Below are 14708 nucleotides of genomic sequence, written 5' to 3' on the forward strand. Positions count from 1 at the left end.
TGGTGCGGCCCCCCGCGCGGTGAAAGTGGTGCTGAGTGGTGCTGAGCGGTACTGCGTGGTGCTGGGTGGTGCTGAGGATCAGCCGCCGAAGGTGCCGGACTTGACCGGCTTGAAGGCGCCGCCCGTGACCTTGTAGACGGTCAGCTGCTTGTTGGTGGTGTCACCGAACTCGTCGAAGGCGACCTTGCCGGTCACGCCCTCGAAGGAGACGCTCTGCATGGCCTCGACGACCTTGGCGCGCTCCGGGACCTTGCCGCCGTTGCCCTCGACGGCCTTCTTGACGGCCTCGATGATGGCCCAGGTCGAGTCGTAGGCGTAGCCGCCGTAGGCCTCGTAGGCCTCCTTGTAGCCCTCGGTCTTGTAGTTGGCCAGGAAGTCCTTGGCCGACGGGAGGGACTCGATCGGCGAACCGACGGAGGTGGCGATGTCGCCCTCGGCCGCCGGGGCGCCCGCGAGCTTCACGTACTCGGGGCTGAAGATCGCGTCACCGCCGACGACGGTGACCTTCGCGCCGGCCTCCTTGATCTGCTTGGCCAGCGGGCCGGCGGCCGGGTACTCGCCACCGTAGTAGACGACGTCGGCGCCGGAGCTCTTCACCTTGGTCGCGACCGCGGAGAAGTCCTTGGTGTCGGGGTTGATGTGCTCGGTGCCGAGGACCTTGCCGCCGAGCTTCTCGAACTCGCCCTTGAAGGTGCCCGCGAGGCCGGCGCCGTAGGTCTTCTTGTCGTCGATGATGAAGGCCTTGGTCTTCTTGGCCTCCTTGACGACGTACTGCGCGGCGAACGGGCCCTGGATGGCGTCCGTGGTCGCGGTGCGGAAGTACGCCGTGTAGCCGCGCTTCTTGTCACCGGTGGCCCAGTTGGCGCCCTGGCTCAGGGACGGGTTGGTGTTGGCCGGGGAGACCTGCACCAGCTTGGCGTCGTCGAAGACCTTCTGCATCGACTCGGACACCGAGGAGTTCAGCGGGCCGACGACGCCGAGGACGGCCTTGTCGGCGACGAACTTGGTGGCGTTCTGCTGGCCGGCGGAGGGCTGCGCCTGGTCGTCCAGGGACTCCAGCTTGAAGGTGACGCCCTTGACGTACGCCTTCTTGTTGGCCGTCTTGACCGCGAGGTCGGCCGAGTTCTTGATGCCGAGGCCGAGGGCGGACAGCTCACCCGTGAGCGGGGCGTCGAGACCGATGGTCACGGTGACGTTGCCGCTGTCGCCGTTCTCGGCGCCGCCCTTGTCGTCACGCGAACCACAGGCGGTGAGCGTGAGCGCTCCCGCGGTGACCGCGGTGGTGAGTATGAGCAACGAACGGTTTCGCACGAAGGGTCCTTTCCCTGGCGCGGCCCCCTCGGAATGAGGCGGTGCCGTGAAGCTGCGGAGCGAGGGGTGCCGTTTTGGTACGCCGGGCCGTACTGGGTTTGGTACAGGGCCGTGCAGTAGGACGCGCCCGGCGGCGCGGTGACTGGCGGTGACTCTAAGCGCAGGTGGGGAGGGTCGGGGAGCGGCGAGGTCAGGATGTGACTGTCTTGTTATGCCGACGGGGAAAGAGTGTGCGCACCGACTGGGAAAACCGGGGCATAGGGGTCGGTAATGCGGTGTTCACATACTGAGAACGCGCAGTTCCGCTAAGGGGCTTGAGTGAATCTTGGTCCTGTCGCACCGCTTGCGTGACTCTCCGGATATCGGACAGTGGCAGAAACCTGAGCGGACGAAACGGCTCGCGCTCTTTGCTCCTTTCCACATCGTGCGAAGATCACGGAGAGTGATGATCGACAGGCGCACGCGGGTGGCGGGGCGTCGGAGAGAACGCCGAAGGAGTGGCGGGATGCGGGGAGGAACGCCGAAGGGGCGGCACCCGTGGGTGCCGCCCCTTCGGGGTCCGTCCGTCGCGCGTCAGGCGCCCGCGGTCGCCCCCGGCTCCGGGAGGCTCCCGGCGTCCTTGGCAGTGACCTCGCGCAGCAGGCAGGTCAGCCGCGCCGAGCAGACCCGCTTGCCCTGCTCGTCGCTGATCACGATCTCGTACGTGGCGGTGCTCCGCCCGCGGTGCACCGGCGTCGCCACGCCGGTCACCAGGCCGCTGCGCACCCCGCGGTGGTGGGTGCAGTTGAGGTCGACGCCGACGGCGATCTTCGAGGCTCCGCCGTGCAGCATCGATCCGATGGAGCCCAGCGTCTCGGCGAGCACCGCCGAGGCGCCGCCGTGCAGCAGCCCGTACGGCTGGGTGTTGCCCTCCACCGGCATCGTGCCGACGACCCGGTCGGCCGAGGCCTCCACGATCTGGACGCCCATCCGGTTCCCGAGGTGCCCGGCGGAGAAGAGTGCCGGGAGGTCGACGCCCAGCGCCGCGTACTCGTCGAGGATCTCCTGCGGGAACTTCACGTGCTGCTGCTCACCCATGGGCCCGGCTCCGTTCGACTTCATCGGCTGTGTGTCGCGTCCGGCGCTTGTCGCGTCGCGACCGCCTGAGCGAACGCTTAGGCGGACTGCGATTGTTCCAGACGCACGATCACGGACTTGCTCGCGGGGGTGTTGCTGACGTCCGCCGTCGACTCCAGCGGGACCAGGACGTTCGTCTCCGGGTAGTAGGCCGCCGCGCACCCCCGGGACGTCGGGTAGTGCACCACCCGGAAGCCGGGCGCCCGCCGCTCGGTGCCGTCCGTCCACTCGCTCACCAGGTCCGCGTACGCCCCGTCCTCCAGGCCGAACGCCGCCGCGTCCTCGGGGTGCACGAGCACCACCCTGCGGCCGCCCCTGATGCCCCGGTAGCGGTCGTCCAGGCCGTAGATGGTGGTGTTGTACTGGTCGTGCGAGCGCAGCGTCTGCAGCAGCAGCCGGCCCTCGGGCACCCTCGGGTACTCGACGGGCGCGGCCGTGAAGTTGGCCTTGCCGGTCTTCGTCGGGAAGCGGCGCTCGTCGCGCGGGCCGTGCGGCAGCGTGAAGCCGCCGGGGCTCGCCGCGAGACGGGCGTTGAAGTCCTGGAAGCCGGGCACCACGCGCGCGATGCGGTCCCGGATCGTGGCGTAGTCCGCCTCGAACTCCTCCCAGGGCGTGGCCGATCCGGCGCCGAGGACGGCACGGGCCATCCGCGCCACGATCGCCGGCTCGGACAGCAGGTGCGGGCTCGCCGGCGGCAGGTTGCCCCGGGAGGCGTGCACCATGCTCATGGAGTCCTCGACCGTCACGAACTGCCGGCCGGCGCTCTGCACGTCCTTGTCGGTGCGGCCGAGCGTCGGGAGGATCAGCGCGCGCGTGCCCGTCACCGCGTGCGAGCGGTTCAGCTTCGTCGAGACGTGCACGGTCAGGCGCGCGTTCCGCATGGCCGCCTCCGTCACCTCCGTGTCCGGCGTCGCCCCCACGAAGTTGCCGCCCATCGCGAAGAACACCTTCGCCTCGCCGTCCCGCAGCGCCTGGATCGACCGCACCACGTCGAAGCCGTGGTGGCGCGGCGAGACGATCCCGAACTCCTTGTCCAGGGCGTCGAGGAAAGCCGGCGCGGGGCGCTCGAAGATGCCCATCGTGCGGTCGCCCTGCACGTTCGAATGGCCGCGCACCGGGCACACGCCCGCGCCGGGCCGCCCGATGTTCCCGCGCAGGAGCAGCAGGTTGACCACCTCGCGGATGGTCGGCACGGAGTGCTTGTGCTGGGTCAGGCCCATCGCCCAGCAGACGATCGTCCGCTCCGAGGCGAGCACCATCTCCAGGGCCCGCTCGATCTCGGCGCGCCCGAGGCCGGTCGCGGCGAGCGTCTCGTCCCAGTCGGCCGCCTTCGCCGCCTGCGCGAACTCCTCGTAGCCGTGGGTGTGTTCGCGTACGAACTCCTCGTCGACCGCCCCGGCCGTCTCCAGGACCAGCTTGTTCAGGAGCCGGAAGAGGGCCTGGTCGCCGCCGATCCGGATCTGGAGGAAGAGGTCCGTGAGCGCCGCGCCCCGGAGCATGCCCTGCGGGGTCTGCGGGTTCTTGAAGCGCTCCAGGCCCGCCTCCGGCAGCGGGTTCACCGAGATGATCCTCGCGCCCGAGGCCTTCGCCTTCTCCAGGGCCGACAGCATGCGCGGATGGTTCGTCCCCGGGTTCTGCCCGGCCACGATGATCAGGTCCGCCCGGTGCAGGTCCTCCAGGGAGACGCTGCCCTTGCCTATCCCGATCGTCTCCGTCAGCGCCGAGCCCGAGGACTCGTGGCACATGTTGGAGCAGTCCGGCAGGTTGTTCGTGCCGAACTCGCGGGCGAAGAGCTGGAGCAGGAACGCGGCCTCGTTGCTCGTGCGCCCCGAGGTGTAGAAGAGGGCCTCGTCGGGGGAGGTCAGGGCCCGCAGCTCCTCCGCGATGATCGCGAAGGCCCGTTCCCAGGTCACCGGCTCGTACCGCTCGCCGCCCTCCGCGAGGAGCATCGGGTGCGTGATGCGGCCCTGCTGGCCGAGCCAGTAACCGCTGCGGGTCGCCAGGTCGGCCACCGGGTGCGCGGCGAAGAAGTCGGGGGTCACCCGGCGCAGCGTCGCCTCCTCGGCGACCGCCTTCGCGCCGTTCTCGCAGAACTCCGCCACATGCCGCTTGTCGCCCTCCGGCCAGGCGCAGCCGGGGCAGTCGAACCCGTCCTTCTGGTTGACCTTGAGCAGGGTCCGCGCGGTGCGCCGCAGACCCATCTGCTCCTGCGCGATCCGCAGCGTGTGCCCGATGGCGGGCAGGCCGGCGGCGGCGTGCTGCGGCTCCGTGACCTGCGGTGCGTCCTGGACCGGGTCACCGGCGGGCGGCTTGCTGACCATCGCGCTCTCCCTTGAGCGGTAATCCTGTGGCGTACGTCTCCGATCCTGTCACGCGGCACCGGCGGACCGGCACCCCGACCGGTGTGGACGGGATTGTCAGTGGGCCGTGGCAGGATCGTCGTGTGGCCGAGACAGCATCGAAGAACCCCGCAGACACCCGCCCCCGCCTGCTCCTCATGGACGGGCACTCGCTCGCGTACCGGGCGTTCTTCGCGCTGCCCGCGGAGAACTTCACCACCGCGACCGGACAGCCGACGAACGCGATCTACGGGTTCGCCTCGATGCTGGCGAACACGCTGCGCGACGAGGCCCCCACCCACTTCGCGGTGGCGTTCGACGTCTCCCGCAAGACCTGGCGGTCCGAGGAGTTCCCGGAGTACAAGGCGAACCGCTCGAAGACCCCCGACGAGTTCAAGGGGCAGGTCGAGCTGATCGGTGAGGTCCTCGACGCGATGCGCGTGCCGCGCTTCGCCGTCGACGGGTTCGAGGCCGACGACATCATCGCCACCCTCACCACCCAGGCCGAGGCCGCGGGCTTCGACGTCCTGATCTTCACCGGCGACCGGGACTCCTTCCAGCTGGTCTCCGACCGGACCACCGTGATCTACCCGATCAAGGGCGTCTCCGAGGTGACCCACTACACCCCGGAGAAGGTCCAGGAGAAGTACGGCCTGAGCCCCTCGCAGTACCCCGACTTCGCCGCCCTGCGCGGCGACCCGTCCGACAACCTGCCGAGCATCCCCGGAGTCGGCGAGAAGACCGCCGCCAAGTGGATCAACCAGTTCGGCTCCTTCGCCGAGCTCGTCGAGCGCGCGGACGAGGTCAAGGGCAAGGCCGGCCAGAACCTCCGCGACCACCTGGAGTCGGTGAAGCTCAACCGCCGCCTGACCGAGATGGTCCGGGACGTCGAGCTGCCGAAGACCGTCACCGACCTGGCCCGCGAGCCGTACGACCGCACGGCCCTCGCCCTCGTCCTCGACACCCTGGAGATCCGCAACCCCTCGCTGCGCGAGCGGCTCCTCGCCGTCGACCCGGGCGCCGCCGAGGAGGCACCGCCCGCCCCCGCCGCGGGCGTCGAGCTCGACTTCACCGTCCTGGGCGCCGGCGAGCTCGCCCCCTGGCTCGCCGAGCACGGCACCGAGCCCCTCGGCATCGCCACCGTCGACAGCTGGGCCCTCGGCACCGGGAACGTCAGCGAGGTCGCCCTCGCCGCCGCCGGGGGTGCCGCCGCCTGGTTCGAGCCGAGCGCCCTCGACGAGGCCGACGAGCGGGCCTGGGCCGCGTGGATCTCCGACGCCGGCCGGCCGAAGGTCATGCACAACGCCAAGGGCGCCATGCGGGTCTTCCCCGAGCACGGCTGGAGCATCGCGGGCGTCACCATGGACACCGCCCTCGCCGCCTACCTGGTCAAGCCCGGCCGCCGCTCCTTCGCCCTCGACGCGCTCACCGTCGAGTACCTGCACCGCGAGCTCGCCCCGGCCGCCCCGGCCGACGGCCAGCTCGCCTTCGGCGCCGACGACACCGCCGAGGCCGAGGCCCTCATGAGCCAGGCGCGGGCCGTCCTCGACCTCGGCGGGGCCTTCGAGGAGCGGCTCGGCGAGGTCGGCGCCCGCGAGCTCCTCCACGAGGTCGAGCTCCCCACCTCCGCCCTCCTCGCCCGCCTGGAGCGGCACGGCATCGCCGCCGACCGCGACCACCTGGAGGCCATGGAGCTGCAGTTCGCCGGAGCCGTCCAGCAGGCCGTGAAGGAGGCCCACGCCTCCGTCGGCCACGAGTTCAACCTCGGCTCGCCCAAGCAGCTCCAGGAGGTCTTCTTCGGCGAGCTGAACCTGCCGAAGACCAAGAAGACCAAGACCGGCTACACGACGGACGCCGACGCGCTCGCCTGGCTGGCCGGCCAGACCGAGCACGACCTGCCGGTGATCATGCTCCGCCACCGCGAGCAGGCCCGGCTGCGCTCCACCGTCGAGGGCCTGATCAAGACCGTCGCCGCCGACGGCCGCATCCACACCACCTTCAGCCAGACGGTCGCCGCGACCGGCCGCCTCTCCTCGACCGACCCGAACCTGCAGAACGTGCCGGTGCGGACGGACGAGGGCCGCGCCATCCGGCACGGCTTCGTCGTCGGCGAGGGCTTCGACGCCCTCATGACCGCCGACTACAGCCAGATCGAGCTGCGCGTCATGGCCCACCTCTCCGAGGACGAGGGCCTCATCGAGGCCTTCACCTCCGGCGAGGACCTGCACACCACCGTCGCCTCCCAGGTCTTCGGGGTCGAGCGGTCCGCCGTCGACGCGGAGATGCGCCGCAAGATCAAGGCCATGTCGTACGGCCTGGCCTACGGCCTGTCGGCGTTCGGCCTCTCGCAGCAGCTGAACATCGACCCGGGCGAGGCCCGGGGCCTGATGGACACCTACTTCGAGCGCTTCGGCGGGGTACGGGACTACCTGCGCCGCGTCGTCGACGAGGCCCGCGCCACCGGGTACACCGAGACGATGCTGGGCCGCCGCCGCTACCTCCCGGACCTCAACAGCGACAACCGGCAGCGCCGCGAGGCCGCGGAGCGCATGGCGCTCAACGCCCCCATCCAGGGCACGGCCGCCGACATCGTCAAGGTCGCCATGCTGAACGTCGACCGGGCGCTGACCGAGGCGGGCCTCGCCTCCCGGATGCTCCTCCAGGTCCACGACGAAATCGTGCTCGAACTCGCCCCCGGCGAGCGCGAGCAGGTCGAGGCCCTGCTCCGCGAGCAGATGTCGGCCGCCGCCGACCTCCGCGCCCCGCTGGACGTCTCGGTGGGCGTCGGACCGAACTGGGACTCGGCGGCGCACTGACCCGACCCGTCGTGGGCAGCCGTCCCGCACCGCGGGACGGCTGCGAGGATCAGCGAGTGCCCTGGCGGGAGCGCTCCGGCAGGGCGTCCGGGTCCTGGAGCCCGGGCAGCTCCTGCCGCACCGGCGTGGCGGGAGACGTCGTCCGGTCCCGCGGCGATCCCAGGAGCCGCACGCCCGTCCCGTACAGCACGAGCCCGACGGCGAGCCCCGCGCCGGCGCCGAAGCAGGCCGTCGGGATGACGTCGAGGGGCGTCTCGATCCGGTCCCAGCCCCAGTACGCGGCCCAGCGCAGCACCCGGTGGGCGACCCCCGCCAGGACGCAGCCGCCGATCAGCACGGCGGCGAGGAGCCGGCCGCGCCGGCCCGGCACGGTGACCCCGGACGGCGGATCCGCCTCGGCGACGGAGGAGCGCAGGGCCCGCGCCGTGCACCAGCCGAGCAGGCCGAGGGCCAGCGCCGAACTCCCGTACTGCGCGTAGAGGTAGACGGGGAAGCCGGCCACCACCTCGCCGAGGAACGGGATCGCGCGGGTGCCCCAGCGGTCGAGGTGGGTGAAGGAGTCCCACACCACGTGGGTCGTGGCGCCGAGGATCGCCGAGAGGCAGAACCATCCGGCGAGCGCGGCCGGACGCCGCTCACGCCAGGGGCGCCCGCGGACGAGCCCGTGGACCCTGCCCCGCCACCGGGCGGGCAGCAGCACGACGAGCGGCTCGCGCACGGTCAGCCACACGGCCAGGAGCGCGGCGGTGATCAGCACGTCGGCGGTGACGATCCCGAGGGGGGAGTGGGTGACGTCCCCGAACGTCATCGCGTCGGGGAACGCGGTCGCGGCGAAGTAGGTCATGTCGGGGGAGAAGGACCCGGCGACGAGCGCGGACGCGACCAGCGGTCCGCGTGCGGTCCCGTCCCGGCGCAGCGCGGGCAGCACGGCGGCGGCATGACTCAGCGTGAACGGCAACGGGAGTTCTCCCCAGGGGTGTGGTGACGACGGCGGTCGGAGCGTCCGCTCACGCGGTGCGTGGGCGCGGTGCGTGGGCGCGGTGCGCGGAGCCGGCCGGAGTGCAAGAGGGCACAGGCGCTCCGGTCGGTTCCCGGACTCACCTGGTCTCCGGGAGGCCAAGAGGTGACGAAACCGTGAAACACGGTCAGGAGCCGGTACTCGCCGGTCCGGAGTTGGCATAGGGTCGCCAGAGGTTTCGCGCGGGGAGCGTGGGGCCGCGTCGATGGGGAGGGGACGACGGACATGGCAGCGAACATCGGCCACCGGCTGCGCAAGGGAGCCACCAGTGGTGTGGTGATGGCCGCGGCGGTCGCCGCGCTCGCCGCCTCGCAGGCACCGGAGGCGATCCCGCCGGCCGCGGACAACACCGGCGGGGACCACGCCATAGGAGCCGGCGAGACGGCGCCGCCGTCCGGGGACCACTCCGCGACGGGCGACACCTCGTACTACACGGACCTGCCGCCGCTGACCATGCCGAAGCAGCCCGGGCCGACCACCGGTCTGCCGGTCATCGCCGGCCCGGCCGAGGCCGGCATACCCGCGTCCGTCTACTCCGCCTACAAGCGGGCCGAGCTGTCCATACGCTCGACCGACCCCGACTGCAACCTGCCCTGGCAGCTGCTCGCCGGCATCGGCAAGGTCGAGTCCGGTCAGGCGAACGGCGGCAGGGTCGACGCCAACGGCACGGCGTCGCCCGCGATCCTCGGCCCCGCCCTCAACGGCCAGGGCTTCGCCAACATCACCGACACCGACGGCGGCGCCTACGACGGCGACAGGATCCACGACCGGGCCGTCGGCCCGATGCAGTTCATCCCGTCCACCTGGGCCACCTGGGGCCAGGACGCCAACAGCGACGGGAAGAAGGACCCGAACAACATCTACGACGCGGCGCAGGCCGCCGGCCTCTACCTCTGCGCCAACGACCGCAACCTGGCGCTCAAGGCCGACCTCGACCAGGCGATCCTCAGCTACAACCGCTCCCGGGAGTACCTGAACACGGTGCTGTCCTGGGTCGCCTTCTACGAGCGCGGCACCCACCAGGTCCCGGACGGCACGGGCGTGCTGCCGGTCGACCGCAGCGACAACGGCGGCCGGGGCGACCGCCCCGTCACCCCGCTCCCGACCGTCCCCCCGTCGCCGACCCCGTCGCCGAAGCCGGTCACCCCGACGCCCAAGCCCTCGGAGACCCGGCCCGGGACGGTCAAGCCCCCGACCGTCCCCACCAAGCCCCCGGTCACCCCGCCGGTGACGCCGCCCAGCGTCCCGCCGGCGGCCAAGGTCACACGGCTCGCGATCGTCGCCAACCAGAAGCTGACCGCGACCACGGGCAGCGCCTTCACCGGCGCCCCCCGCATCGCGGCGCTCGACTCTGCGGGCAAGCCGGTCACCGGGGTGAAGATCCGCTTCGAGATCACCGGAACCACCGACTCCCGCTTCGCCGACGGCACCACCACCGCGACCGTCGCCACCGGGGCCACCGGCCTCGCCTCCTCGCCCGCCCTGCGGGCCGGCGACAGGACGGGGTCCTTCACCGTGCGCGCCACCGTCGTGGGCCGGACCCTGGCCGCGGCCGACTTCGCCGCGACCGTCACGGAGCGCCAGGCGGACACCCTCACCCGGCTCGACGGCGACGCCCTGTCGGCCACGACCGGAACCTCCTTCACGCAGCAGGTCCAGGTGAAGGCCACCGACAAGGGCGCCCTCGCCCCCGGCGTCCTCGTCACGGCGGTGATCGTCGCCTCCAAGACGGACTCCGCGGCGGCCGCCGAGGGCCCGTCCTTCAAGGGCGCCGACGGCACGGCCGTCCGCACCGTCACCCTCAGGACCGGGACGAACGGACTGCTCACCTTCGCGTCGGGCGACCTCCTCGCGGGCGACAAGGCGGGCGCCTTCTTCATCCGGCTCACCGCGCCGGGCGGCGGCACCACCTTCGTCGACCTCACCGTCACCGCGCCCGCGACGCCGGACCCGGGGGCGACCCCCGACCCGACGCCCACCGGCAGCGGCACGCCCGAGGCCACCCCCTCGCCCAGCACCTCCCCTTCGGCCTGACCGCTCGCGCCCGGGGACCGGCCCCCGGGCCCGGCTCCCGGCCTCGGCCCCCGGGTCCGGCTCCCGGCCTCGGCCCCCGGGTCCGGCTCCCGGGCTCGGCCCCCGGGCCCGGCTCCCGGCCTCGGCCCCCGGGCTCGGCTCCCGGGTCCGCCGCACCGCGCCCCGTTCCTTTGTGCCGCCCCTCCGTCCGCACCGGACGAGGGGCGGCGCTTCGCGTTACCCGGGTGCAACGTGTTCTCATCTCACCGCCGCGTTGCTACGGTGCCCCCGCCCTGACGACCTATCAGATCGCATCCCGGGAGGCCGACCATGCGCGCCCTCGTCGCCGCCGCCATCGGACTCGCCCCAGTCCTCCTCTTCGTCCTGCTCCTCGCCGTGGTCGATCTGCCGCCCGACGGGCCCACCTCGCCCAAGCCCCTGCTGACCGCCGATCCCGGTCTCCAGAAGTAGGGGGACGACCGTGCGCCGCCGAGCCAGCCTCGTCCTCCTCGCCCTCGCCGTCTTCTGCGCCGCCATGGCCCCGACCCTGCGCTGGTACGCGTTCCCCCGCCTGGCGAAGATCCCCGCGAACCAGTACCAGAACACCGTTCTGGAGGCGCGGCCCGCGACCCTCCTCAACTACTCCACGCTCAAGGCCGAGAAGGTCGACAGGATCACGATCGTCCAGACCCTCAAGGGCAACGTGGAGGAGTCGCGGCGCATCGAACGCGACGCCGGCCGCGACGTCGTCGTCTGGGACGCCCTCGCCTACGTCACCGGACCCGACGGCAAGATGGTCTCCCAGGTCCCGGAGCGGTACATCTTCGACGCCCACACCCAGGACCCCGTCCACGCCACCGGCGAATCCGTCGACGGCGACCCGGTCCGGCGCGAGGGCATCGAGTTCAAGTTCCCCTTCCTCACCGAGAAGCGGGACTACCAGTACTTCGACGCCCAGACCCGCACCGCGGCCCCCATCCACTACAAGGGCACCCGCACCTTCCGCGGCATGGAGGTCTACTACTTCGAGCAGACCGTCCCCTGGACGAAGGTCCCCATGCCCAAGACCATGCCGGTCAAGGGCATCACCCCCGAGATCCTCGCCGACTCGGGCCTCACCCGCTGGTACACGACCAAGCGCATGTTCTGGATCGAGCCCGTCACCGGAGCCCCCGTCAACGGCGAGGAGATCCACAAGGAGGAGCTCCGCAACGCCAAGAAGCTGATGGGGCAGGACACCCTCACCGTCTTCGCGGGCCACGTGAAGATGCGCGAGGACTCCCTGGAGAGCGTCGGCGAACTGGTCTCCTCCAACCGCCTCATGGTCCTCATGCTCGTCTCCTACATCCCCTGGAGCCTCACCGTCCTCGCCCTCGCCCTCCTCGCCCTCGCCCTCTGGCTGGAGGCCCGCTCCCGCCGCCCCCGGCCGGAACCGCCCGCCGCCTCCGTCCCCGCCCCCGTCAGCGCTCCCCTCTGAGCCGGGCGCTGGTGTGCCGGGTCGGCGCCGCCGCGGACGGATCCTCCGGCCACGGGTGCTTCGGATAGCGCCCCCGCAGCTCGGCCCGCACCGCGCGGTAGCCGTCCCGCCAGAACGACGCCAGGTCGGCCGTGACCGCCGCCGGCCGGCCGGCGGGGGAGAGGAGGTGGACGAGCACCGGGACCCCCGCCACCCGGGGCGTCTCGGCCAGCCCGAACATCTCCTGGAGCTTCACCGCGAGCACCGGCCGCCCGTCCTTGTAGTCGACCCGGATCCGCGAGCCGCTCGGCACCTCGATCCGCTCCGGCGCCAGCTCGTCGAGCCGCACCGCCTCGCCCGACGCCCACGGGAGCAGCCGCCGCAAGGCCTCCCCGGCGTCGATCCTCCCCAGATCGGCCCGGCGCGACGCCCGGGACAGCTCCGGCTCCAGCCACTCGCCGGCCCGGTCGACGAGCGCCTCCTCCGACACGTCCGGCCACGGCTCCCCGAGCTCCCGGTGGAGGAACGCGAGCCGCTCGCGCAGCTCCCCCGCCTCCCGGCGCCACCGCAGCAGCCCGAGCCCCTCGCGCCGCAGCCCGTCGAGCAGCGCCTCCCGCACGAGAGCCGGCGCGGCCCCGGCCCCCAGGGGGCGGACGGTCAGCTCGACCGCGCCGAGCCGGTCCACCGACCGGGCGACCACGTCCCCGTCCTCCCACCGGACCTCCTCGCCGGTGCTCCGCAGATGGCCGGCCGCCCGGCACGCCACGGCCTCGTCCACCACCGCCCCGAGCCGCACCCGCGCCGTGGCGTCCCGAGCGGTGCGGTCGGCCACCGCCACGGCGAGCCACGGGCTCGACCGCAGCCGGGAACCGTCGGCGAGCCGCGCCCCGCTCCCCGACACCATCAGATAGCCGCCCTGCTCGCGGGCCCTGGCCACCCGCTCCGGGAATGCCAGCGCCGTCACCAGGCCGGCCACGGCGTCGTCGCCGTCCCCGGAAGCGCCTCCCCGTTCCCCGGAGACGCCGCTTCCGTCCCCGCCCCGCGCCTCACCGGCCGACCGCTCCAGACGGCGCGCCTCGGTCCGCCACCGGGCGCCGTACCCGTCGGATCCCTGACGCGCCGCACGCCAGGCCGCCACCAGGTCGTCTCCGTAGTCGCGCGGGGGTTCCTCGCCGATCAGCGCGACCACCTCCGCCGCCCGCCGCACCCCGACCTCGGAGGCCCCGTCCAGGAGTGCGCGCCCCAGCCGGGGGTGCAGCCCGAGCCGGGACATCCGGACACCCCGCTCCGTGGCCCGGCCGTCCTCGTCGACGGCCCCGATCGACCCGAGCACCGCGCGGGCCGCCGCCATCGCCCCGGCCGGCGGCGGGTCGAGCAGCGCGAGCCCCTCCGCCGTCGGATCGCCCCAGCAGGAGGCCCGCAGGGCGAAGTCCGCCAGGTCGGCGACCTTGATCTCCGGCGACGGGAAGCGCGGCCTGCCGCCGTCGCTCGCCTCCGCCCAGCAGCGGTACACGAACCCGAAGGCCTCCCGGCCCGCCCGGCCGAGCCGCTGCGTCGCCGTCGCCTCGGACACCGTCACCGTCGCCAGCGAACCCAGCCCCCGGGCATGGTCCGTGCGCGGCTCCCTGGCGAGACCCGAGTCCACGACGATCCGCACCCCCGGCACCGTCAGGCTCGACTCCGCCACCGAGGTCGCGAGCACCACCCTGCGCCGCCCGCCCGGCTCCGTACCGCGCAGCACCGCGTCCTGCACCGCCGCCGGGGCGCGCCCGTGCAGCTGGAGCACCTCCGCGTCGACGCCGGCCAGCATCCCGGCCGTCCGCGCGATCTCCCCCGTACCGGGCAGGAAGCAGAGGACGTCCCCCTCGTGGCGCTCCAGCGCGAGCCGGACCGTCGCGGCGACGTGCCGCAGCAGCGCCGGATCCACCCAGGTGCCGTGGGCGGGCCGGATGCCCGGCGGCGGCTCCGCGAAGAAGACCCGGCAGCCGTGGACCTCCCCCTCGCTCCGCACCACCGGCGCCGGTCCGCCGCCGTCCAGGACCGTGAGGAGGTCCGCCCAGGCCGCCGCGTCGCTCGTCGCCGACGCGGCGATCAGCTTCAGCTCCGGCCGCAGGGCGGCCCGGACGTCCACCAGGAAGGCCATCGCCGTGTCGGCGTCGAGATGCCGCTCGTGGCACTCGTCGAGCAGCACCACGTCCACGCCGGCCAGCTCCGGATCGCGCTGGAGCCGCTGGAGCAGGATGCCCGTGGTCACCACCTCGACCCGGGTCGCGGGGCCGGCCCGCCGCTCGCCCCGCACCGAGAACCCGACCGAGCCGCCGACCTCCTCGCCGAGCAGCCAGGCCATCCGCCGGGCCGCCGCCCGCGCCGCCATCCGCCGCGGCTCGGCCACGAGCACCCGGCGCTCCGGTCCGTCCCCTATGAGCCCCGCGAGCGCCAGCGGCACCAGCGTCGTCTTGCCGGTGCCGGGAGGAGCGGACAGCACCGCCGTGCCGCGCTCCGCGAGCGCGGTGAGCAGCTCGGGGACGGCATGGCGGACGGGGAGACGGTCGAGCGCGTCGTTTCGGATCACGCACTCAGTCTCGTACGCGCGGAGAAAATGGGGGGCCCAGTTGTCCACAGGGCCCTCCATTAATACG

The 14708-nt window shown here is 72.9% G+C and carries 9 protein-coding genes; 4 read left to right on the forward strand and 5 right to left on the reverse strand.

Annotated elements, in window-relative coordinates:
* Window positions 1–78: 78 nt before the first annotated feature.
* From ACFV2S_RS08335 to ACFV2S_RS08345, 3 genes are all read right to left on the reverse strand, one after another.
* The gene (locus ACFV2S_RS08335; RefSeq protein ID WP_383796322.1) at window positions 79–1311 is read right to left on the reverse strand and encodes an ABC transporter substrate-binding protein; all 1233 of its coding nucleotides are present in this window, start codon (window positions 1309–1311) and stop codon (window positions 79–81) included.
* Between the two features lie 573 nt (window positions 1312–1884).
* The gene (locus tag ACFV2S_RS08340) at window positions 1885–2388 is read right to left on the reverse strand and encodes a PaaI family thioesterase (protein ID WP_385555416.1); all 504 of its coding nucleotides are present in this window, start codon (window positions 2386–2388) and stop codon (window positions 1885–1887) included.
* A 77-nt stretch (window positions 2389–2465) separates the two neighbouring features.
* A complete protein-coding gene (locus tag ACFV2S_RS08345; RefSeq protein ID WP_385555418.1) occupies window positions 2466–4748 on the reverse strand; it encodes an FdhF/YdeP family oxidoreductase in 2283 nt (760 codons plus the stop codon).
* 122 nt (window positions 4749–4870) lie between these two features.
* Between ACFV2S_RS08345 and polA the strand changes: the two genes are divergently transcribed.
* Window positions 4871–7582, forward strand: coding sequence for a DNA polymerase I (gene polA / locus ACFV2S_RS08350; RefSeq protein WP_385555420.1), 2712 nt, complete (start codon window positions 4871–4873; stop codon window positions 7580–7582).
* Between the two features lie 49 nt (window positions 7583–7631).
* Here polA and ACFV2S_RS08355 read toward each other — a convergent pair whose 3' ends face one another.
* Window positions 7632–8540, reverse strand: coding sequence for a DUF4184 family protein (locus ACFV2S_RS08355; protein ID WP_385555422.1), 909 nt, complete (start codon window positions 8538–8540; stop codon window positions 7632–7634).
* A 285-nt stretch (window positions 8541–8825) separates the two neighbouring features.
* On the opposite strand from ACFV2S_RS08355, the gene ACFV2S_RS08360 reads away from it, so the two are divergent.
* The 3 genes from ACFV2S_RS08360 to ACFV2S_RS08370 all read left to right on the forward strand — a co-directional run bounded on the left by ACFV2S_RS08360 (window position 8826) and on the right by ACFV2S_RS08370 (window position 12090).
* Window positions 8826–10634, forward strand: a complete 1809-nt coding sequence (locus ACFV2S_RS08360; RefSeq protein ID WP_385555424.1) for a lytic transglycosylase — start codon at window positions 8826–8828, stop codon at window positions 10632–10634.
* Between the two features lie 309 nt (window positions 10635–10943).
* Entirely contained in the window at window positions 10944–11084 is a 141-nt protein-coding gene (locus ACFV2S_RS08365) for an SPW_0924 family protein (protein ID WP_385555426.1), read from the forward strand.
* Between the two features lie 10 nt (window positions 11085–11094).
* Entirely contained in the window at window positions 11095–12090 is a 996-nt protein-coding gene (locus tag ACFV2S_RS08370) for a DUF3068 domain-containing protein (protein WP_385555428.1), read from the forward strand.
* On the opposite strand, the gene hrpB is transcribed toward ACFV2S_RS08370, so the two are convergent.
* A complete protein-coding gene (gene hrpB / locus ACFV2S_RS08375) occupies window positions 12074–14641 on the reverse strand; it encodes an ATP-dependent helicase HrpB (protein ID WP_385555430.1) in 2568 nt (855 codons plus the stop codon). The two genes, ACFV2S_RS08370 and hrpB, sit on opposite strands and share 17 nt — an antisense overlap.
* Between the last annotated feature and the right edge of the window lie 67 nt (window positions 14642–14708).

Origin of the sequence: Streptomyces sp. NPDC059695 (genome assembly GCF_042733785.1) — a bacterium.
In the GTDB taxonomy this organism is placed as follows: Bacteria; Actinomycetota; Actinomycetes; order Streptomycetales; family Streptomycetaceae; genus Streptomyces.